Source organism: Koromonas humicola (assembly GCF_059726255.1).
This window is the reverse complement of the sequence record NZ_AP040873.1, coordinates 1,368,485-1,389,058: the sequence shown is the minus strand read 5'-3', so window position 1 is coordinate 1,389,058 and position 20,574 is coordinate 1,368,485. Positions and strand designations below refer to the sequence as shown.

Sequence of the window (20,574 nt, the reverse complement as noted above, 5' to 3'; positions counted from 1 at the left end):
CCGGCCGCACCGCTCGACATCAGCAAGCGGCACAACCGGGCTTCAGAGGTGCTCTTAGGGTTATCCGCGCTCGTCCATCGGAATCCATTTGGCCGGGTAAACAGGCCCGACATATTCCGCACGAGGACGAATCAACCTGTTGTCCGCCAGTTGCTCCATCACATGCGCAGTCCAGCCCGCGATACGCGATACGGCAAACAATGGCGTGAACAAGTCCACGTCAATTCCGAGCGTGTGGTACGTCGAAGCCGAATAGAAGTCGACGTTCGCGTTCAGATGTTTGTCAGCGTTGATGAACTCTTCGATTGCACGTGAATAATCGAACCACTTCGTTTGTCCGCTTGAGTACCCGAGATCACGTGACATGCGCCGCAGGTGTGTCGCACGCGGATCTTCCGTCGTGTAGACGCGATGCCCGAAGCCCGGAACCTTGGCCTTTTGCGCCAGCATCCCCTTGATATATTCGACCGGATCTGCGCCGTTCTCATCGATTTCCATGAGCAGCTTGAACACCGCTTCGTTCGCGCCACCGTGGAGGGGTCCCTTCAACGCGCCGATTGCCGACGTTATGGCCGAATGCATATCGCTCAGCGTCGCCGCAGTCACGCGAGCCGCAAAGGTCGAGGCATTCCATTCATGGTCCGCACTCAAGATGAGCGAGATGTCCAATGCTCGAATAGCTGTCTCGCTCGGCCTCTGCCCTGTCAGCATCAGCAGGAAATTTCCTGCGTGCGAGAGCGAGCGGTCGGGCTCAATCAGCGGTAGGCCTTTGCGAATCCTGTCATAGGCCGCCACCACCATCGCTATCTGCGAGACCAGGCGAATTGATTTGTGATAGTTCGCCTCTTTCGTGTTGACCTTCTCTTCAGGATCAAAGTACGACAGCGAGCTCACAGTTGAGCGCAGTACATCCATCGGCAACGCATGTCGCGGAGCCTGACGCAGAAGGCTGATAATCTGCGCGTCCAGCTTCCGTTCGCGCGCCAGTTGCAGACCGAAATCTGCGAGCTGTGAACGCGTCGGCAGCTTGCCGTGCCATAGCAGGTACGTAACTTCCTCATACGTGGCGTAGTCTGCGAGCTCGTGAATGTCAATCCCACGATACGCTAGAACTCCATTCTCGCCATCGATGTAGCAAATGGACGAGACGCCTGCAATGACATCTTCGAGACCCCGATTTTGCGTAGTAGTAGTCGTGGACATCTGCCCCTCTCAGCACTCAGGAATCAAAACTTGCGGAATAACGGTCCGGCGGGAAACTCCGGCGGTCAGGCATCTACGGGTCCCCACAGACCATAGATGATCAAAGCGCCTCGAACGACCTTCTATTACATAAGCTTTCTTACCTAACCTTCCCGTTTTCGTAAAACTATACACGTAACTTAGATGTTGGTGCCGAGCAGGTCGTTCTCACCTCAAATGAATAAAGCTTCAATCCTCAGTTCTGGTGAACAAACTTGTTTGCTCAGCGCTCACCAAGCCACGCCTGGGCCTCTCGTTTGCCTCACGCCCCCGCAGAGACGTACCATTCTTCTGCCCTGAAAAAGCAAATTTCAAAATGCCTCTAGGAAGGTTGAAGTCTTCGCATGTTCAAGCGCTTCGCGTCTCGACCGTTCATCCTGATCCTCATCGCAGCACTTTTCGCTGTGTCGGCCTTCGCTGACGAAGGCATGTGGCTCTACAACGCGTTCCCGTCCGCCAAGGTGAAATCGCATTACAAGGTCACCGTAACCCAGCCTTTCCTGGATCACCTTCGCCTGTCCAGCGTTCGCATGGGAGCCTCTGCCAGCTTCGTTTCGCCCGACGGCCTAGTATTCACGAACCACCACGTCGGGGCGGGATGCGTCCACAACCTCTCCACGAACGATCGCGACTATATCAAGAATGGCTTCTATGCTCCTAGCCGCGAGCAGGAACCCCGCTGCCCCGGCATCGAGGTTCAAAATCTGCTCGACATTCGGGACATCACCAACGAAGTTCACCAGGCCGCCAGGCCGGGTATGACCGATGCTGAAGCCGGAACCGCCCAGCGCGCCACCATGTCGCGTCTCGAGAAGGAATGCTCTGATCCGGCCCACAACATCCGTTGCGAAACCGTGACGCTTTACTCCGGCGGGCTCTATCATCTTTACAAATACAAGAAGTACACCGACGTTCGCCTCGTGATGGCTCCCGAGTTTGACGCGGCGTTTTTCGGCGGCGATCCTGACAACTTCACCTATCCCCGCTACGACCTCGATATCACATTTTTCCGCGTGTACGAGAACGGCAAGCCCGTCCGCGTTGACAACTACCTGCCCTTCACCACTTCCGGCGTAAAGGAAGGTGACCTCGTCTTCATCTCCGGCCACCCAGGCTCGACGGGACGCCTTCTCACCCAGGCCCAGCTTGCCTTCCTACGCGACGTAAGCTATCCCGCTCGCATGAAGCAGTTGAAGCAGACCATCGACACCCTGCTGGCTTTCTCTGCCGAATCTCCTGACAACGCCCGCGCCGCCGAGCGCGTGCTCTTTGGGGCACAAAATAGCTACAAGGCAATTACCGGCTACAACTCTGGCCTGAACAGTGCCGCCACAATGGCAAAGAAGAAGGCTGAAGAAGACAAGTTGCGGCAGGCCGTCGCCACCAATCCCAAGCTAAAGTCCTACGCCTCCGCCTGGACCGAAATCGCTGGCGCCATGAAGTGGGAAACCGAGAACTTCACCCGCCTCAACTGGCAGAGCGATACGGCCATCCCCGGAATGTTTGCCAACTACGCTCGCACGCTTGTTCGCTTGGCTGACGAACTTCAAAAGCCCAGCGATCAGCGCCTGCGTGGCTATCAGGACCAGAACATTCCTTCGATTGAAGGATCGCTTGCCTCAACGGCACCGCTCTCCCGTCCCTTGGAAATCCGACAGGTCACCGTGGCTCTTCAGAACCTGCAAGAGAACCTCGGCGCTGACAATGCATTCGTGAAAAAAGTGTTGTCAGGGAAAGCTCCCGCCGAGCGCGCTACGGAACTCATCAACAGCTCACACCTTGACGATCCGAAGTTCCGCAACGAGCTATACAAGGGCGGCAAGGTCGCCATTAATGCTGCTGCAGATCCAATGATCGTTCTCCTGAAGCAGATTGATCCAGAAACCCGCGCCACCCGCAAAGACCTCGAAGATCACGTCGACTCCGTCGTCCGTCGTAACGGCGCACTGATCGCCAAAGCTCGTTTCGAACTCTACGGCACCGGCGTTGCTCCCGACGCTACCGGCACACTTCGCCTCAGCTACGGGGCGGTGAAAGGATACGTTGAAGACGGCAAGAAGATTCCTTACTTCACTACCTTTGCCGGAGCCTTCGAGCACGAAGCAGTGCATGGAGCGAAACCGCCTTACCTTTTGCCCGAGAGCTATCACCGTGCCAAGGACAAGCTTGACCTCAACACCGTTCTCGACACGATCAACACCGGTGACAGCATCGGAGGAAACTCCGGCTCACCAGTCGTCAACACCAAGGGCGAGCTCGTGGGTATCCTCTTCGACGGCAACATCCAGTCTCTCCCCTGGAATTTCCAGTACGAGGATGAAGTCGGACGCAGCGTGATCACCGACTCGCGCGCTGTGATCGAGGCACTGCGCAAGATCTACAATGCCGCGCCTCTTGCCGATGAATTGATACCTGCCAACAAATAACAAAACGCCCCACCCTAACTCCTGCGCAGGAACCTAGGGTGGGGCATCTAGCCTCGCTTCACTTCCTTTAATCTCAAAAGGCACTTTCCGCTCGAAAGAATGCGTTGTGGTTTCCCGACGGGAATTTATATCAGATAACCGTCGAATCTCGTTCTGATTACTTCCGTGTCAATGGACGTATCGACGAACGAAAACCATTAACCTGGATGCTACTGGTTTACCCGAGAGCTATTGCACAATTTGAGAATGGGATGGTGCTTAAAGAAGAGATGGTGCGCCCGGCGAGATTCGAACTCACGACCTAACGCTTCGGAGGCGTTCGCTCTATCCAGCTGAGCTACGGGCGCATGCTTGTCATTATACCTGAGCAGACGCTTTTGCACTGAGCTTATCGGAGAAGCAGGTACAGAGCAATCCAGACTGGCGCCGAAAGCCCACCAGCGATCAGCAGTCCACGAATTGCGCCACGGCGATGCGAGCCGAACAGCTCTCCATTCGCCAACGAGGATTGTGGTACGTTCGAGTTGAAATCTCGCGGAACTCTCGTCATGAGAAACCAAATATATCGGCACTTATGTAGATGAAGTTCAATTTGCTTTCGGTTGCACGTGAGCAGCTGGAACCAAGGATGACACCACCCGCCGGAACGGGAAACAAGTCATACTCTAGCTGTGGCCAACACTGCTCAAGACCGCGCCCTTGCCAGCTTCGCCGTTTACCTGCGAGTCGAAAAGGGACTCGCCCCGCTGACCATTAAATCCTACGGCGGCGACCTCCAATTATGGGTAGAGTTTGTCACCAAGCGCGAAAAGATTGTGATGACAGCGCAGCGCGAGGACGTAAAGGAGTGGCTGCTCTACTTACTGGGGCACGGAATGGACTCCCGTTCGATCGCTCGAAAATTGTCGGCACTCCGACAGTTCTACCGTTACCTGCTGCTGGACAAGTTGATTGCACACGATCCCACTCTCGACATCGATAGTCCTAAACAGTGGAAGGTTCTTCCCAAGGCATTGTCTGAGGAGGAGGTCACCGCCTTGGTCGAGAGTCCCAAGCAGCGCGAGATTGCAGCAGGACAATCACGACTTGCCAAGACGTTAGCAGTTCGTGACCAAGCCATTCTGGAAGTGATGTATGCATCGGGAATTCGCGTGAGCGAAGTGGTGAATGTGCGCGAGGAGGATACGAAGCTCGATCTCGGATACCTGCTGGTGCGAGGCAAAGGTGACAAGGAGCGCATAGTGCCCATCGGTGCTCCGGCGCAGGAGGCGCTTCGGGAGTATCTGCGCAGTGCGCGGCCAGTGCTCGCAGGAAAGAAGCATGCGACGGAACTGTTCCTGGCGCGGGGAGGACACAAACTCACGCGCGAACGAATCTGGATGATTGTAGATGAAGCTTCGAAGGCTGCAGGACGCCATGCGTCGCCCCACATGATGAGGCATTCGGCAGCCACACACATGGTGTCGCATGGCGCCGATCTTCGCACCGTGCAGACCGTACTCGGACACGCCGATATCGGAACGACCCAGGTGTACACGCATGTTGCTCTCGATCGACTGCAGCAGGTGTATGCCGCACACCATCCTCGTGCGCATGCCCGTGCACGTCGCGAGGAGAAATGATAGATCCCGAGCAGACACCAACGGCTCTTGCTCTCGAAGGCTACCTCCGCGCACTCGCACAGAAGAATGCCTCGGCACACACGATCAAGGCTTATCGCACCGACCTGACGGAGTTCGTGACGTTTGTCGGTCCGGAAGAACTGAAGAACCTGGATCACCTGTTGATCCGTGCCTTCCTATCGCATCTCTACGAACGCGGCCTCAGCAAGAGTTCGGTTGCGCGGGCGCTGTCATCGCTGCGATCCTTCTTCAAGTGGATGGGGCGAGAGAGAATGATTGAATCCAACCCCGCCCTTCTGGTTGCCGCACCCAAGTTACCGAAGAAGCTTCCACGGGTGCCCACGATGGAGGAAATGAATTCGGTACTCGATAGCTCGATGCCAGAGGAGGCAGCTTATCCCGAGCGTGACCGGCTCATTCTGGAATTGCTCTATGGCTGCGGAATTCGTAATAGCGAGCTGACGGGGATCAATGTCGATGATATCCATGCGCGTCAGGGCGTGATTCTTGTACGAGGCAAAGGCCGCAAACAGCGGATCGTTCCCTTCGGGGACTCCGCTGCGATTGCGCTCCGGGAGTACTTACCGTTGCGTGCTCGAACTCTGGAAGAACACAAGCGCACCCGCGAGACCGCACTACTTACTAACGTACGTGGCACGCGATTAACGACTCGAAGTGTGGGAAGAATTGTGAAAGCAATCGCGGTAGCGCGCGGGCTGCCTCGCGACGTACATCCGCATACATTGAGGCACGCCTTTGGAACTCACATGCTCGAGGAAGGTGCAGACCTGCGCGCAATACAAGAGCTGCTAGGTCATGCGCGACTCTCAACTACGCAACGCTACACCCAGCTTACGACAAAGCAAGTGCTGGACGTGTACGACAAGACGCACCCACGCGCAAAGTAATCAACGGTTGATCGGGAACTGATCTCGCGCAAGCGGACGGGCCAGCAGCACAGGACAAGGTGAGTGATCGAGCACGAATCGCGCTACATGTCCGATTGACTTTGGTCCAACGTGCGGGGGCTCTCCGTATTCCGCTCTGGCGCAAATCAGGATCACATCCGCTTGCCACTCTGCGGCCGTGTTGACGATCTCTAGCTCTGGACGTCCTTGACGCAATAGGGTCTCAGCGTTCTTCAGGTAAACTTTTCCGGCCTCCAGAGTCTCCTGCGCTGAAGCAGATTCAGCCTGCAGCATCTCTTCTGTGATTGGACCTCTTTGCATAGGGTGCCGCAGGAAACGCTCGCGCACGCGGTCGATTTCGTGTCGAGGCCCAAGGTCGATTACCGTAAGCAGAGCTACCGTCACTGATTGATCGCTGAAGAATGTTTGGACCGCATTGCTAATACTCTCCGCGTTCGTTCCATCCAGACAGGCGAGAACTCGCATGGTTGCCTCCTGTTAAAGCAACAACCAGATCGTGACCGCACCGGCCAGGAGCATCAGTGGCGTGACCACGACTCCAACCTTGAAGTAATCCAAACCCGAAACATCTACGTTCCTCTGACGCAGAATGAGGAGCCATAGGATTGTAGCGAGAGAACCCACGGTTGTCAGGTTCGGACCGAGATCGCAGCCAAAGATTGTGGATGCGACAAAAGCATTGCGAATGGCGGGCGCAGCGCTCTGCACCGTGATGAGCGAAGAATTCATCACGACCGCCATGGGTACATTGTTGATCAGGTTCGTCCCCAGCGCAGAACCGAAGGTGCCCACCATGACGGACCCAAAGCTGGTGCCTCTGGAGAGGTGCAACAGCAGGTTGCCGAACTTAGCCGTGAGTCCCGTGTCCTCGATGGCCCGAACGACGATGAACATCCCGGCGATGAATCCGAAAATAGACCACGAGATCCCCTTGGCGGCTTCAAGCATCGTGGTCCGCTTCCAGAACAGCGCTCCTGCAAGCAGCAGGAATGCACCGGAAACAGCGACGATCGACAGTGGAAACTGGAACGCCGAAGCAACCACGTATGCAGGCGCAACTACCGCCAGCACGCAAATCGTGTATCGAAAGAATGAACGATGCTTGATCGCCTTCTCACTAGTCGGCAGGTGAGAAAGATCGAATGTCGCGTGGAGTTGTTTTCGGTAAAGCAAGTAGAACACACCATAGTTGATGGCAATCACGACGACACTCGGTATCAACAACAAGCGCAGAAAAGTGGTGAGTCCCAATGGATATCGGGACATGACGATGATGTTGATCGGATTGCTGATTGGTAGCAGGAACGAAGCCGTATCGGCAATGAACGTACACGCAAACAAGTACGGCAGAACCGGAAGTCGCAGCCGAGTTGCGAGAACATACACGACGGGCGTAAGGATGAGAGCCGTAGCGTCGTTCGAAAAGATCATGGTGATGACTGTGCCAAGCAGAAACACATTGAAGAACAGCCGCGCTGCACTCTTCCCTGCCAATCTCGCTGCCTGAACCGCAAGCCAGTCGAAGAGGCCGGCGGCTTCGGCCATGGCCGACACTCCCATGAGACCGAGGAAAAACAGAAACGTGTTCCAATCGCGCACCAACGTCAATGCGGCATCGGAAGGACGAACCAGCCCGAGGAGAATCAGGACAGCAGCGCCGGACAACGCAATGCGTGCTTCGTTCCAGCGAAACGGACGTGTCATGATGCCAACGAGTGTCAGCAGACCAATGAGGGACGTGAGAAGAGTTCGCCAGAACTCGGGCAGAGGAACGTACAAAAACAAAGCTTGCCTTTCGATACGAAGCGTACACCTACTCTGGGTTCCAGACCTCGTGTTTGTAGGAGCAAATTGACGAGGATCCGGGTTGCTAGCCCGAGGTGACAGGCAGTATTAACGGAAAAGTATATGACCTGCATTCACGCTAGTTCGACGTGAATGCAGGCAGGGAGTTACGCGTGGGTCAGTTCTGTTTTGTTGGATTTGGGATTCTTCTGCTCATCGAGGTCATCCCACATTTCAACCACCTGCGATCGAAGCTGCTCTGTGAGGCGTTCGTACGCCTGCTCGGGCTTCTCGTTCAGGTCAGGATAGATGGGCTTACCAACTCGAATGCGCAGCGCATGGAATCCCTGGAACCCTTTGCCACGTGGCCAGCACTCGTGAAATCCATATTCGGCAACTGGCACAATCGGCACATTGAGGTGTTGCGACAGAATCGCCGCGCCCTTTTTGAATTTCTTCGGCGGGCCTTCGATTGAGCGCTCACCTTCCGGATACATGACAAGAATCCTTCCAGCACGCAATCCATAAGCTCCGGCGCGCATGGCGGGAACGAGATTCGAGTCGGGATCGACGGGGATGAGGTGCAGGAACTGAGCGAACTTACGCATAGATCCCGCACCAAAAATCTCACTGGTCCCAACATAGAACACGTTATGGAACGCCTTCCAAGGCAGCGCCGCAGTGAGAATGGGCGCATCGAGATAACTCGAGTGATTGGGACAGATGATGCAGGGACCTTCAGGCAGATTCTCCATGCCCTCGACACGCAACTTGAACAGCACGTGTGAAGCCCATTTCACGGACTTGCCGAACAACCACCAGAAGAACCCGACTACAGGCCGCTTTTCGGTGATGGCGAGCACTTCAGGGTCCGTCGTCTCGACCTCGAACACCGAACTCCAGCCAGGGGTTTCACGCCCTGCTTTTCCGGTGTTCTGAAGCACGAGATCGATCAGCTCGCGGACTGTGTAGACTTCGCTTGCTGCTGAATCTTCGACGTCTGCGCCGAGGCGCTGAGCCAGGTCGACAAGCAACTCCACACGCTCCATGGAATCGAGACCGAGATCGAGTTCAAGGCTATCGTCGGGATGAATCTCCTTGCCCTGCTCTCTTTTCGTGATCTCATTGATGACGGCCAAGGCACGCTGCACGTCTGGGGATGCGAGCCATGCGCGGTCAGCATCGGAGAATTCGCGCTCTTTAGCAGTGATCTCCTCGACCTTGCCGCTGGCATACATTTGCTTCAGCTTCTTCTCGATCTCGTTGCGACGCAGCTTGCGCGTTGTTGTGCGCGGGAGATCGTCCTGCCAAATGTCATAGGACAGGATTCGCTTGGTTGCAGGTAACGTGGCGGAGATTCCGTCGACGTCGTACCGAATTACTTCGCGGATGTTCACGATCTTGTGCTCGCGAAGCACTTCGAAGTTCGGGACGATGACGCCGTGCAGACGTTCGCTGAGCGGCTCACCCGCTTTTCGAGTCTCAAGACCGAGCACGCAGATTTCCTTGATCCACGGCGAGCGCAGGTAGTAGCTTTCGATCTCTTCGGGATAGATGTTCTTGCCGGAACTCAGAACGATGACGTCTTTGGCACGTCCAGTGATGAAGTAGTTGCCTTTATCGTCGGTGTAGGCGAGATCTCCGGTGTGAAGCCAGCCGTCGCGCAAAACTTCGGCCGTCGCTTCGGGACGTTTGTAATAGCCCTTCATCATCGTCGGGCCGTACAAGGCAATCTCCCCCACCATGTGACCATTCTCATCGAGCTTTGGATCAATCAGCTTCGCCTGCAGCCCCGGCAGAGGACGCCCAATCGAACCGATCACATTGTCGTCAAGCGGTGTGCAGAAGCAGCCACTGGTCGTTTCGGTCAAACCGTACGCCTGAAGCATTTCGAAGCCGAGCGCCTGGATATCCCGGCCGATCTGCGCATCGAAGCGTGACCCGCCTGTTACGAAGAAGCGGATGTTCGGGCCAAGCTGCGCATGTACTTTCTTGAAAAATATCTTGCCGAGATTAAGGCCGATCTTTTGCGAAACGGAACTGGCCTTGAGCATAAGGCCAAAGACCCGCTCGGCAAGACGACCTTTCTTTGAGACTTCGCCGAAGATGCGCTCGTGAATCAGATAAAAGAACTGCGGCACGCAGCAGAAGATAGTGATTCCGCGCTCACGAAGCGCGAGCATGAGCTCCTGCGTATTCAGCGAGTCAAGGAATACGACCTTTCCACCATTGCCTAAGGGCAGGAAGATGTTTACCATCTGCGCCAAAACATGGAACAACGGCAGAACACCCAGCAGACCGTCGGCCGGCGATAGCGGAACGAACTTGCGAACAATTTCCAGTTCGGCAGTGAGATTGCCGTCCGTCAGCATTACACCTTTGGGGTCGCTCGTGGTTCCGGAGGTATAAATGATGGATGAAACGTCGTCCGGTTGAAGCGCAACCGGAGTAAAGCCAGGCTCGGAAGAGAGCACCATGTCCTGCACGTATGGCAGGCCTTCATGCGGTACGTCGATCATCGCGAGCTGAATGTTGCTATCTTTGACTGCTTCTACTGCTACGTGGTAACTGCGCTCGTCCACGAAGAGTAGCGACGTCCCGGAGTCATCCAGCAGTTTGCGAACCTGATGGGGCGTGAACGCCGTGTCTAGCGGCACCGCCGTATTCCCGCTGGCGATGATGCCCAGATACGTAGCAACCCAGCGTGGGCTGTTGAAGGCCAGAATGGCGCAGCGAGCGCCTCCCGGCACACCGCCTCCAATGCCGTTGCGCACGAGCCACTGCCCAACACCATCAGAAAAGTGGCGAAGCTGCTGGTAAGAGAAGCTCTCGATTGTGTGGCCATCTGGAACCGTGGTGATGGTGGATAACGAAGATTGGGGAACCGCGGCTCCGGGCTGCCGCTGAATCTCCACCGCGGGTGCCGCTGGCCATCGCTCCACGGACTCGAGGAAGCAGTTGTAAAACATAAAGATCTCTCTACTACAGAATACAGGCATCGGACAAAGCCTGCTTACAGAGCACGTCCACTCACCATTGTAAGTTGAAGACGTGCATCGGACATTGTGCCATACCCAACGTCTGTGACAAACGCCAGATTTGTGCCGATTGAGCTCCCGATTTCAAAGGACACATGCCAGTGGCGCCGCATCCGAAGATGATAAGGAGCAGATTAATGCAAACCGCACATGAACTGTTTCTGCACGAGTTGAGCGATATGCTGGATGCAGAACAGAAGATCCTAGACGCGCTATCTGAACAGAGTGATGAGAGCAGCGATTCTTCCCTTGAGGCAGCCTTCACGGCTCACCACAAACAAACGCAAGGTCAGATTGAGCGCCTGCGGCAATGCTTCGAGTTGCTTGAAGAAGAGCCTCAGGAAACCGAATGTGCCGGAATCATGGGACTCCGTGAAGAACACGACAACTTCAAGGAGGAGGAGCCGACACCGGACATTCTCGACACATTCAACGTGGGTGCAGCCATCAAGGTGGAGCGGTACGAGATCTCGTCTTACGAATCGCTGATTCGCATGGCGGAGATGATGGAGCAAACGAAAGTTGCGAAACTGCTGACCCAGAACTTGCGAGAAGAGGAACAGACGCTAAAGAAGATGCAGGGTCTCGCCGAGAAGGTCGTGCCCGAGGATCTGGGCATTGGCGAAGAAGAAGGACAGGAGGAGTCAGCCGAGGAGAGCTCTAATACGCGGACACAGCAACCCGGCCCTCGAATGGTAAAGAAGAGCGCATCACGGCGGCGCAAGGCGGCCTGAATGCACAATCTGGAGCAGAATCTAAAGACACCGCTCTAGAAAACGAGATACAACACAAACAATGAGCCGCCGAGGAATGTTTTTAGTGGAATATCTTCTCGGCGGCGATAGAATGATCTCCCAGGTGAGTTCTTGAAAGAGGCTCCCCAAACTGATGATGTTTCCAACGCGGTTAATTGCGGGATACATCAGGTTGTACCTATTACTCACAGGAGATCCTGTTCCATGAAGCGTTTTACTATTGTTCTGGCTGCACTGGCGATGATGATGTCCACCGCTGCGTTTGCTGAAGACGGCGCGGCTCTCTACAAGGCGAAGTGCGCGATGTGCCATGGCGCTGCTGGCGAAGGCAAGTCCGCCCCTGCCATCAAGGGCAAGGCCAACGTCGCTGACGTGGTCGAGAAGGGTGGTTTGGCGAAGGCTCCGCACACGAAGCCGGTCGCTGGTGTGACCGCCGAGCAGGCGAAGGCGATTGCCGCGTTCTTGAAGTAAGCTTCGGGACGGAAAGATAAAGAGCCGATGCCCTCAGGGGTATCGGCTTTTTCTTATCTCCAATTACATCGATTACATTCTCGAGGTCGGCGAGCCCTCGGCTAGTTCACGCAGGCTGTCAAAGATTACAAGTTCACTGTTGGGGTGCTTCATCGTTTCTTGCAAAGAAAGAGTAGCCGAGAAGTGTGGCGAGCGCGGGCGGAACGAAACAGCGAGGAACTCGAATTCACGACTCGAAACAACGGTTGTCATGCGACTGGTGATCTCTGGTTCCCACTCAGGCTGTGTGGAAATGAACAACGACGCGACGGGATAAGTGGGCCATTCGGCGGTGTTGCGGGTCCAGCGGCGAGTCAGACCGGTCCACCGTGTGCGCCCGATCTCGACGCTCTGGCGGGGAGGACAGGTTAGATTGGCTTCGAAGGTCAGCGTTTCCTGACGACGACGCCAACGCCAGAGAGCCCAGCGGACCGGCATCTCACGAGGGGCAAACTGCGCATCTAGAGACGGCTGCCGAAAGGCACAACCGGAAAGCCGAAGCCTGGCGCGGAAATGCGAAGGGGTGATCCATTCCACTCCGCTGATCTGGCCATGGGAAACGATTGCAGTCTCGATCCAACGCAATACGTTCACCGCACGACGGCGGTTCAGGTGCGTAAAGGCCCAGTACCAGCCAGCCACGATCAGAACACCAAATGTGATGCTGAGAAGAATGGATTGCCACATGACAACTATCTGGGATGCAGTAGGGTCCGCAGAGAGATGCTATTGCCTTCCGGAGCGCGCAAAATCAGATACTCTCATTTAACCCTTCAGACCGGTCTTTTTGAATCAGGAGTACTTGAGTCCAACACGAAGTAGCGATTCTGGCCACCCGGCTGCACATTGTTCCGTTCGAAACAGTCCTTGATCTTGCGCCGAAGCTCGCGACTGATGGCGTACTGCTGACCGGGCCGGGTCTTCACCAGCATCAGGTAGTCGACTTCGTTCCCTGTCATTCGGTCGATGCCGGGCACGACTGGATCCGCCACGATGGCGTCCAGGAATCGGGGATCATTGCGGAGATCCGCACCGACCTGCTGAAGCAAGTCGATGATACGATCGCTGTTCTCTTTGTAATCAACGGCGATGTGCATGGAAACTTGGGTCCAGTCCCGAGTCATGTTTGTGACTGTGGTTACGTTCGAGTTGGGGATCGTGTGAACCGAGCCGTCGGCATCCCGCAAGACCACACGCCGGAGCGTCATCATTTCGACCGAGCCCTGGAAATTGCCGATCTTCACGACGTCCCCCACATCGAACCAATTCTCTACCAGGATGAAGAACCCGTTGAGGAAATCGTGAACTAGTGTCTGAGCTCCAAACCCGACAGCCACTCCCGCTATTCCGGCGCTAGCCAGCAGCGGCTCTACATGAATGCCGAGATCAAACAGGATGGTCACGATCGCGAAAAACAGGATGGCAGTTAACCCTACGCTGCGGATGATCGACGAGATCGTGTGAAGCTGCTGGATGCGGACGGCGGACGTAACCAGATGGGCCTGATTGATGCGAGCCAGCCTGCGACTGACCAGATTCAGAATACGGATGAGCACGACGGCGATGATGATCGTGACAAGGATCTTCGGGAGTTTGTCGTGTACCAGGATGTAGAGGTCGCCGTACCAGTCGTTTATGCGGAACATTTCGTGCCAGTTGCGCGGAAGCTGGGGAGAGTTCACGATGTGGAGGATTATAGACATCTATAATCTGCACGTCTTTCAAAATCTTGAGGTTCGGTCCATGACACCTATCCGAATGTTCGGCCTTATTTCGACTCTGCTCGCCTCAGTGGTTTTGTCCCCTGCTCAACGTTTTCCGGGTCCACCAATTCCTCCCGACCGCTCCGCAACCAGCAGCCAAACCGAGCGAGAGATCGAGATGCAGCACCGGTTGCAAAAAGAGCGGCTCACAAAGCGAGCACAGGACATGAAACGTGACTCGCAGCGACTGCTTGAGCTTGCTACAGAGTTGAAGGCGTATGTGGATAAAGCTGGCGACAATGTGCTGTCCCTAGAGGTCGTTCGTAAGGCTGAGGAGATGGAAAAACTGGCCCGGCAGGTCAAGAACAACATGAGAGCACAAGAGTGACAGTCACCAGGCTGACACTTCTGTTGGTATGTTATTGAATCTGTGCTCCCCAACGTGGTATAAACCTCGCTTCCCGGAGAGTAGTTCTAGCTAGAACGACGATTCGGGAAGTGGAGCGTCTCGCAAGCGACTCCTGTGACACCCAACGCGGCCAAGCCTCAATTTCCCTTGGAGTGGAAGCGCGTTTCGGGTCAGTTGTGCCCGGAAACGTTATTGAGTGCGGTCGCGGCCGCATCGATTTTCTGCGCACGGCTGAATGTGAACTGCAGTTACAACCCGTAACGAGTTTTATTTCGGAGGAACAATATGATTGTGTGGCTCTCGCAGAGCCTCAACTCCTTGGGCCGGATGAGCAAAAGAATTTCGCTTCGTCGTGGCGTCTCGCTGGTGGCCCTTACCCTTTTCACATCCATAGCAGCCCTTGCCGAACCGGTCGGAGGCGAAGCCGCACTGAAGCTTCCCGACCTGAGCAGCGTCAGCTTCTTTAATGGCGCAATCGATGGGCACAAGTTGCTCCTCATCGGCATTCTGTTCAGCTTCTTAGGACTGCTGTTTGGTTTGGCCATCTACACCCACTTGAAGCGGTTGCCGGTTCATCGTTCCATGCTCGAAATGTCTGAGCTTATTTACGAGACCTGCAAAACCTATCTGGTCACCCAAGGAAAGTTCATCCTGATCCTCTGGGCCTTTATCGCCGTCATCATCGCTACTTACTTTGGATGGCTTTCGCCTGTCCCAGGGAAGTCGGTTGGCGTTACCCTGCCCATCATCCTCGCATTCAGCTTGATAGGAATTGCAGGCAGTTATGGCGTGGCCTGGTTCGGTATTCGCGTCAACACCTTTGCAAATTCGCGCACGGCTTTTGCCGGACTGCGTGGGAAGCCGTTCCCCTGTTATGACATTCCTTTGAAGGCTGGCATGAGCATCGGCATGATGCTGATCAGCGTCGAGTTGCTGATCATGCTCTGCATTCTGTTGTTCATCCCCGGCGACTATGCCGGTCCGTGCTTCATCGGTTTTGCCATTGGCGAATCGCTTGGAGCTGCGGCTCTACGTATCGCGGGCGGCATTTTCACCAAGATTGCCGACATCGGCTCCGACCTTATGAAGATCGTCTTCAAGATCAAGGAAGACGACGCTCGCAACCCTGGCGTGATCGCCGACTGCACGGGCGACAATGCCGGCGACTCGGTTGGACCTTCGGCTGACGGTTTTGAAACCTACGGCGTCACCGGCGTGGCTCTGATCACCTTTATCCTACTTGGCGTGCACGACGCGACCGTTCAGGTTCAGTTGCTGGTCTGGATCTTCGTGATGCGCGTAATGATGCTGGTGGCCAGCGCCGGTTCGTACTTCCTGAATAACGCCTTTGCAAAGGCGAAGTACGGAAAAGCCGACCACATGGATTTCGAAGCTCCACTGACCTCGCTCGTGTGGCTCACTTCCATCGTTTCCATCGTCCTTACCTACATCGTCAGCTATGCGATGATTCCGGATCTCGGCGGCGACTCTAGCTTGTGGTGGAAGCTGGCTTCGATCATTAGCTGCGGCACTCTTGCCGGAGCTGTGATTCCGGAACTGGTAAAGGTGTTTACCTCGACTTCCAGCGGACACGTACGCGAAGTCGTGACATCGTCGCGCGAGGGCGGCGCATCGCTGAACATTCTTTCGGGCTTTGTGGCGGGCAACTTCTCCGCATACTGGCTGGGGCTCACCATGGTAGGCCTGATGTCGGTCGCGTACTACGTGAGCCTGCACGGACTTTCGGCCCTGATGCTGGTTCCCGCGGTGTTCGCGTTTGGCTTGGTCGCATTCGGATTCCTCGGAATGGGACCTGTAACCATTGCCGTTGACTCCTATGGCCCGGTGACGGATAACGCTCAGTCGGTGTACGAGCTTTCGCTGATTGAGCAGGTTCCGAACGTCGAATCCGAACTAAAGTCGAAGTACGGAATCGATGTGAACTTTGAGCGCGCCAAGGATCTGCTGGAAGAAAACGACGGCGCTGGCAACACCTTCAAGGCCACGGCAAAGCCAGTGCTGATCGGAACCGCTGTGGTGGGCGCAACAACGATGATCTTCTCGATCATCATGGGCCTAACCAATGGCTTGACCCAGAACACCGACCGCTTGTCACTGCTGCACGCTCCATTTGTACTCGGACTGATCACTGGCGGTGCGATGATCTACTGGTTCACCGGTGCGGCAACGCAGGCGGTCTCGACCGGTGCTTATCGTGCGGTGGAGTTCATCAAGGACAACATCAAGCTGGAAGGTGTTGAAAAGGCCAGCGTGGCAGATTCCAAGAAGGTCGTTGAGATCTGCACGCAATATGCTCAAAAGGGCATGTTCAACATATTCCTGGCGGTGTTCTTCGCAACATTGGCGTTTGCGTTCATGGAGCCGTTCTTCTTCATCGGCTACCTGTTCTCGATCGCAATCTTCGGCTTGTACCAGGCGATCTTCATGGCAAATGCCGGTGGCGCTTGGGACAACGCCAAAAAGATCGTGGAAACCGAGCTGAAGGCCAAGGGCACGCCGCTGCACGATGCGACCGTTGTGGGCGACACCGTGGGCGACCCGTTCAAGGACACATCGTCGGTAGCCATGAACCCGGTCATCAAGTTCACCACCCTCTTCGGCTTGTTGGCTGTTCAATTGGCGGTAACGCTGAACCTGAAAAGCTCGATGCTGACCCATTTGCTGGCACTCGGATTCCTGTTCGTGTCGGCACTTTTCGTCTGGCTCAGCTTCTACAAAATGCGAATCGTTCGTTCTCAGGACTAGGTTCGATTCGGAACAGAACTGGGCTCCCTGCTTGTCGGGGAGCCCTCTTATTTTGTGTGTATAGTTAAGCAAGTAGTAACTCCCCATACACTGACTTTCCTTCCATGATCACTGGATAGAACCGCAAAACTTACTTAGTCCGGCAGCTTTTTTCATTGTTCGGCAATCGGAAGCACTTGACCTGCACAGCGCGAACCACACGACAAATGGTAAGTAGCTCATTTATCAGAGGGCTGGGCGATCAGCACGGAAGTGCTAACACCAGTCCAGAGTGGAATAGCTTGTGCAACTTACATCGGTGGGTCACCTGGAGGAGACTGGAATCATGAAGCCCACAAAATTCGTTGCCCTTGCCATTGTGGTAACTATCGCGATGGCATGCTGGCTGGCAGGTTGCGGCAGCTCAAGTTCATCATCATCGTCACAAATGGCGACCGTGAATGTGTCACTGAGCGATCCCCCCACATGCGCTGCACCAACTGGTCCTTACACGCACGTCTATGTCTCGATTGCGGACGTGCAAATCCATAAGAGTGCGTCGGCACAGGCGGGCGATAGCGGATGGGTGGATCTGACGCCTTCACTCAAATCGGCCCCCATGCAGGTTGATCTGCTGGCATTGGGCGGGAACGGGTGCATCCTGGCGCAGCTCGGTTCAAATACGCAGATTCAGGCAGGAACGTATCAGCAGATCCGCCTTTTCCTCGCGCCGGATTCGGCAACCGTGTCTGGAAATCAGTGCGGCAGCACCAACAACTGCGTTGTGTACAACGGCCATATCACGGCACTGGATCTCTCGAGCGAAACGAAGACTGGGATCAAGATTCCTTCTGGCCAGCTTGCAGGAGGGCAGTTCACGGTTGAACCCGGACAAGTGAAAGGTCTGGTGATCGACTTTGACGCTTGCGCTTCCATGGTAGTGCAAGGCAATGGGCACTTCAGACTGAAGCCCGTGCTGCACGCTGGTGAAGTTAGCACTAGTTCGACTTCCGTAACCGGACAGCTCGTGGATGCCACAACCAAGAACCCGATTATCGCAGCGAAGAGCGTTGTTGCATTGGAGGCTCCGGACTCTACGGGCGTGTATCGCATGGTGATGCAGACCACTCCAGATGGAAACGGGAACTTCATCTTCTGCCCGGTTCCGGCGGGAACCTATGTCGTCGTCGCCGTGCTGCAAACAACCTCGGGCGCAACCACCACAACCTATGCCACAACCGTGACAACAGGAGTTCAGCCCGGCTTCGCGCTCGGCGCAATCTCGATGTATCCGCAAACGACGCAGCTCGGAAGCTTGAATGGGACTGTGACCACGGCGGGCGCTTCGGGTGCGATCAGCGAGGATCTGATTGTCTCCGCTCTGCAGCAAATGCCAATTGGCGGAACGACTGCAAACGTGACGATTCCGCTGGTGCAAACGCAGACTACGCTGCGCTCCGCCACGACGGCGAGTGGCAGTACTTGCACAACTGGCACTGATTGCATCGGCTATAGCTTGGCAGTGCCCGCAGTTCTGCCCTACCTGGGGGCTTACTCGGCGAACGGAGCAACCTATGCTCAGACGACCGGCACGAACGTGAGCTATTCAGTGGATGCTCTGGCGTTCACGCCTAATACAGGTTCTACGCCGACGTGCTCGCCTTCAGAACTGACAACCTCGGTACAGCAGGACGGAGCAACGCCGCTGACCATTACCTCTGGCGGAACGGTGACTGCAAAGACGCTTGCGTTCACTGGTTGCCAGTAACCTGAGTTGCTGTTCGCAGGCCCGCCCACCACGGCGGGCCTTTTTTGTGCGTTTTTCTACCATCATTGTGCCTGCTATTCTGTTCGCTATGGATCCAGTCGCGCTGACACGTCAACTGATCGACATTGAATCAATCACCGGAAATGAAGGCGCTGTAGCAGGCTTCCTTGGCAACTACCTTGAGAAGCTTGGCTACAGAGTGGAGCGCATGCCGGTCGAAGGCGAGCGTTTCAACATTTTTGCCGTACCCGCAAATGTCGATACTCCGGCGCTCGTCTTTTCTACGCATTTGGACACCGTGCCACCGTTCATCACGTCATCCGAGGACGAAAAGAATATCTACGGGCGTGGCGCTTGTGATGCGAAGGGGATCATTGCAGCACAAGTTGCTGCCTGCGAAGAGCTGAGAAAGACTGGAGCCTCCGTCGGACTGCTATTCGTAGTCGGAGAAGAGCGCGACTCGTTGGGCGCGACAGTTGCGAACCAGAATCCACGCGGCTCGAAGTTTCTGGTGAATGGCGAACCCACGGAAAATCGGATTGCACTCGCTTCGAAAGGAGCGCTGCGGGTCGAGGTCACAGCGCGCGGGCGCATGGCTCATTCCGCGTATCCGGAGCTGGGTGAGTCGGCAATAGAGAAGCTGCTGGATGCACTTCAGAAGCTGCGTGCGATGGAGTTGCCGCATAATCCCGAGATCGGTTCCAGTACGATGAACATTGGCATTATCGAAGGCGGCCGCGCGACAAACGTGATCCCAGACTTCGCTAAAGCGCAGTTGTTGTATCGATTGGTGGGACCTTCGGAGAAGCTGCGCAAGCAGATCGTTGAGGAAGTTGGATCGCTTGCCGAGGTTGAGTTCGTGCTCGACATGGCTTACATGCGATTCATCACCGTGCCGGATATTCCTACAATGACCGCGTCATTCACAACCGATATTCCCAAGCTCACGGCATGGGGAACGCCGGTGCTTTTGGGGCCGGGATCGATTCTGGTGGCACACACGGATCGTGAATTTATCGCGAAGTCAGAGCTGATGCATGCAGTGGATCTGTACGTTCAGGCAGGAAGCTTTTTACTGAGATAAAAGGTCGATCAGTTCTGCTATCGCATCGAATCACAAAGAAGGGATAGCAGAACATATGTCCACTGCAACGAAGACTCCGCCGTATAAGACTGGAATCGACATCAAGGAAGAAACACGGGAAAAGCTCATTGAGCTAATGAATGCCCGCTTAGCCGATTCTCTTGACCTTGCGACACAGACCAAACAAGCGCATTGGAATGTTAAGGGCCATCATTTCTACCAATTGCATCTTCTGTTCGATGAAGTCGCTGAACACGCCGAAAAGTTCGTTGACTTGATCGCAGAGCGCACAACAGCACTGGGCGGCATTGCATTGGGCACTGCACGTACTGCTGCTCAGAATTCTTCCCTGCCGGAATATGATTTGACGGCTGTGAAAGGCGAGGAACACCTGCGAGCGCTGTCTTCGGTGCTGGCAAAGTACTCGAATCTTGCACGTAAAGCGATCGATCAAGCCGATGATTTGGGCGACAAGGCCACGGCTGATCTGTTTACGGAAATCGTGCGCCAGGCCGATCAGGATCTCTACTTCCTTGAGAGCCATCTGGACGCATAACA

The 20,574-nt window shown here is 55.3% G+C and carries 16 protein-coding genes and 1 tRNA gene; 10 read left to right on the top strand and 7 right to left on the bottom strand.

All coding sequences use genetic code 11. The annotated features are described in order from the left end of the window. Positions 1–60 precede the first annotated feature (60 nt). Entirely contained in the window at positions 61–1,203 is a 1,143-nt protein-coding gene (locus tag AC6IZD_RS06020; protein WP_497786781.1) for a citrate synthase, read from the bottom strand. A 383-nt stretch (positions 1,204–1,586) separates the two neighbouring features. On the opposite strand from AC6IZD_RS06020, the gene AC6IZD_RS06015 reads away from it, so the two are divergent. Continuing rightward, a complete protein-coding gene (locus tag AC6IZD_RS06015) occupies positions 1,587–3,668 on the top strand; it encodes a S46 family peptidase (RefSeq protein ID WP_497786780.1) in 2,082 nt (693 codons plus the stop codon). A gap of 270 nt (positions 3,669–3,938) precedes the next feature. Here AC6IZD_RS06015 and AC6IZD_RS06010 read toward each other — a convergent pair. Further along, positions 3,939–4,015 (bottom strand) — tRNA-Arg (locus AC6IZD_RS06010). A gap of 324 nt (positions 4,016–4,339) precedes the next feature. On the opposite strand from AC6IZD_RS06010, the gene AC6IZD_RS06005 reads away from it, so the two are divergent. Continuing rightward, a complete protein-coding gene (locus AC6IZD_RS06005) occupies positions 4,340–5,290 on the top strand; it encodes a site-specific tyrosine recombinase (protein WP_497786779.1) in 951 nt (316 codons plus the stop codon). Next, entirely contained in the window at positions 5,287–6,198 is a 912-nt protein-coding gene (gene xerA / locus AC6IZD_RS06000; protein WP_497786778.1) for a site-specific tyrosine recombinase/integron integrase, read from the top strand. Before AC6IZD_RS06005 ends, xerA begins: the two co-directional genes overlap by 4 nt. Here the strand turns inward: xerA and AC6IZD_RS05995 are convergent, their stop codons facing one another. The 3 genes from AC6IZD_RS05995 to AC6IZD_RS05985 form a co-directional block, all read right to left on the bottom strand. Further along, the gene (locus AC6IZD_RS05995) at positions 6,199–6,684 is read right to left on the bottom strand and encodes a universal stress protein (protein WP_497786777.1); all 486 of its coding nucleotides are present in this window, start codon (positions 6,682–6,684) and stop codon (positions 6,199–6,201) included. A gap of 12 nt (positions 6,685–6,696) precedes the next feature. Further along, entirely contained in the window at positions 6,697–8,004 is a 1,308-nt protein-coding gene (locus AC6IZD_RS05990) for an ArsB/NhaD family transporter (RefSeq protein WP_497786776.1), read from the bottom strand. Positions 8,005–8,171: 167 nt separating this feature from the next. Beyond that, the gene (locus AC6IZD_RS05985; RefSeq protein WP_497786775.1) at positions 8,172–10,973 is read right to left on the bottom strand and encodes an AMP-binding protein; all 2,802 of its coding nucleotides are present in this window, start codon (positions 10,971–10,973) and stop codon (positions 8,172–8,174) included. Positions 10,974–11,179: 206 nt separating this feature from the next. Between AC6IZD_RS05985 and AC6IZD_RS05980 the strand changes: the two genes are divergently transcribed. Further along, entirely contained in the window at positions 11,180–11,776 is a 597-nt protein-coding gene (locus AC6IZD_RS05980; protein WP_497786774.1) for a YciE/YciF ferroxidase family protein, read from the top strand. 225 nt (positions 11,777–12,001) lie between these two features. Beyond that, positions 12,002–12,268, top strand: coding sequence for a c-type cytochrome (locus tag AC6IZD_RS05975; RefSeq protein WP_497786773.1), 267 nt, complete (start codon positions 12,002–12,004; stop codon positions 12,266–12,268). A gap of 72 nt (positions 12,269–12,340) precedes the next feature. Here AC6IZD_RS05975 and AC6IZD_RS05970 read toward each other — a convergent pair whose 3' ends face one another. After that, positions 12,341–12,994, bottom strand: a complete 654-nt coding sequence (locus AC6IZD_RS05970) for a hypothetical protein (protein WP_497786772.1) — start codon at positions 12,992–12,994, stop codon at positions 12,341–12,343. An 86-nt stretch (positions 12,995–13,080) separates the two neighbouring features. Beyond that, complete coding sequence (locus AC6IZD_RS05965) at positions 13,081–14,010, bottom strand: mechanosensitive ion channel family protein (protein ID WP_497786771.1); 930 nt, start codon at positions 14,008–14,010, stop codon at positions 13,081–13,083. A gap of 40 nt (positions 14,011–14,050) precedes the next feature. Between AC6IZD_RS05965 and AC6IZD_RS05960 the strand changes: the two genes are divergently transcribed. From AC6IZD_RS05960 to dps, 5 genes are all read left to right on the top strand, one after another. Next, positions 14,051–14,398, top strand: a complete 348-nt coding sequence (locus AC6IZD_RS05960) for a hypothetical protein (RefSeq protein WP_497786770.1) — start codon at positions 14,051–14,053, stop codon at positions 14,396–14,398. 306 nt (positions 14,399–14,704) lie between these two features. Continuing rightward, entirely contained in the window at positions 14,705–17,185 is a 2,481-nt protein-coding gene (locus tag AC6IZD_RS05955) for a sodium-translocating pyrophosphatase (RefSeq protein ID WP_497786769.1), read from the top strand. Between the two features lie 325 nt (positions 17,186–17,510). Then, positions 17,511–18,932, top strand: a complete 1,422-nt coding sequence (locus AC6IZD_RS05950; RefSeq protein ID WP_497786768.1) for a DUF4382 domain-containing protein — start codon at positions 17,511–17,513, stop codon at positions 18,930–18,932. 46 nt (positions 18,933–18,978) lie between these two features. Continuing rightward, positions 18,979–20,016, top strand: coding sequence for a M20/M25/M40 family metallo-hydrolase (locus AC6IZD_RS05945; protein ID WP_497786767.1), 1,038 nt, complete (start codon positions 18,979–18,981; stop codon positions 20,014–20,016). 55 nt (positions 20,017–20,071) lie between these two features. Beyond that, entirely contained in the window at positions 20,072–20,572 is a 501-nt protein-coding gene (gene dps, locus AC6IZD_RS05940) for a DNA starvation/stationary phase protection protein Dps (protein ID WP_497786766.1), read from the top strand. Positions 20,573–20,574: the final 2 nt, after the last annotated feature.

Excerpts from the sequence above, each read along its gene's own strand:
- AC6IZD_RS06020 (WP_497786781.1), bottom strand. The coding sequence starts at position 1,203 with ATGTCCACGACTACTACTACGCAAAATCGGGGTCTCGAAGATGTCATT.
- AC6IZD_RS06015 (WP_497786780.1), top strand. The coding sequence starts at position 1,587 with ATGTTCAAGCGCTTCGCGTCTCGACCGTTCATCCTGATCCTCATCGCA.
- xerA (WP_497786778.1), top strand. The coding sequence starts at position 5,287 with ATGATAGATCCCGAGCAGACACCAACGGCTCTTGCTCTCGAAGGCTAC.
- AC6IZD_RS05995 (WP_497786777.1), bottom strand. The coding sequence starts at position 6,684 with ATGCGAGTTCTCGCCTGTCTGGATGGAACGAACGCGGAGAGTATTAGC.
- AC6IZD_RS05985 (WP_497786775.1), bottom strand. The coding sequence starts at position 10,973 with ATGTTTTACAACTGCTTCCTCGAGTCCGTGGAGCGATGGCCAGCGGCA.
- AC6IZD_RS05980 (WP_497786774.1), top strand. The coding sequence starts at position 11,180 with ATGCAAACCGCACATGAACTGTTTCTGCACGAGTTGAGCGATATGCTG.
- AC6IZD_RS05975 (WP_497786773.1), top strand. The coding sequence starts at position 12,002 with ATGAAGCGTTTTACTATTGTTCTGGCTGCACTGGCGATGATGATGTCC.
- AC6IZD_RS05970 (WP_497786772.1), bottom strand. The coding sequence starts at position 12,994 with ATGTGGCAATCCATTCTTCTCAGCATCACATTTGGTGTTCTGATCGTG.
- AC6IZD_RS05965 (WP_497786771.1), bottom strand. The coding sequence starts at position 14,010 with ATGTCTATAATCCTCCACATCGTGAACTCTCCCCAGCTTCCGCGCAAC.
- AC6IZD_RS05960 (WP_497786770.1), top strand. The coding sequence starts at position 14,051 with ATGACACCTATCCGAATGTTCGGCCTTATTTCGACTCTGCTCGCCTCA.
- AC6IZD_RS05955 (WP_497786769.1), top strand. The coding sequence starts at position 14,705 with ATGATTGTGTGGCTCTCGCAGAGCCTCAACTCCTTGGGCCGGATGAGC.
- AC6IZD_RS05950 (WP_497786768.1), top strand. The coding sequence starts at position 17,511 with ATGAAGCCCACAAAATTCGTTGCCCTTGCCATTGTGGTAACTATCGCG.
- dps (WP_497786766.1), top strand. The coding sequence starts at position 20,072 with ATGTCCACTGCAACGAAGACTCCGCCGTATAAGACTGGAATCGACATC.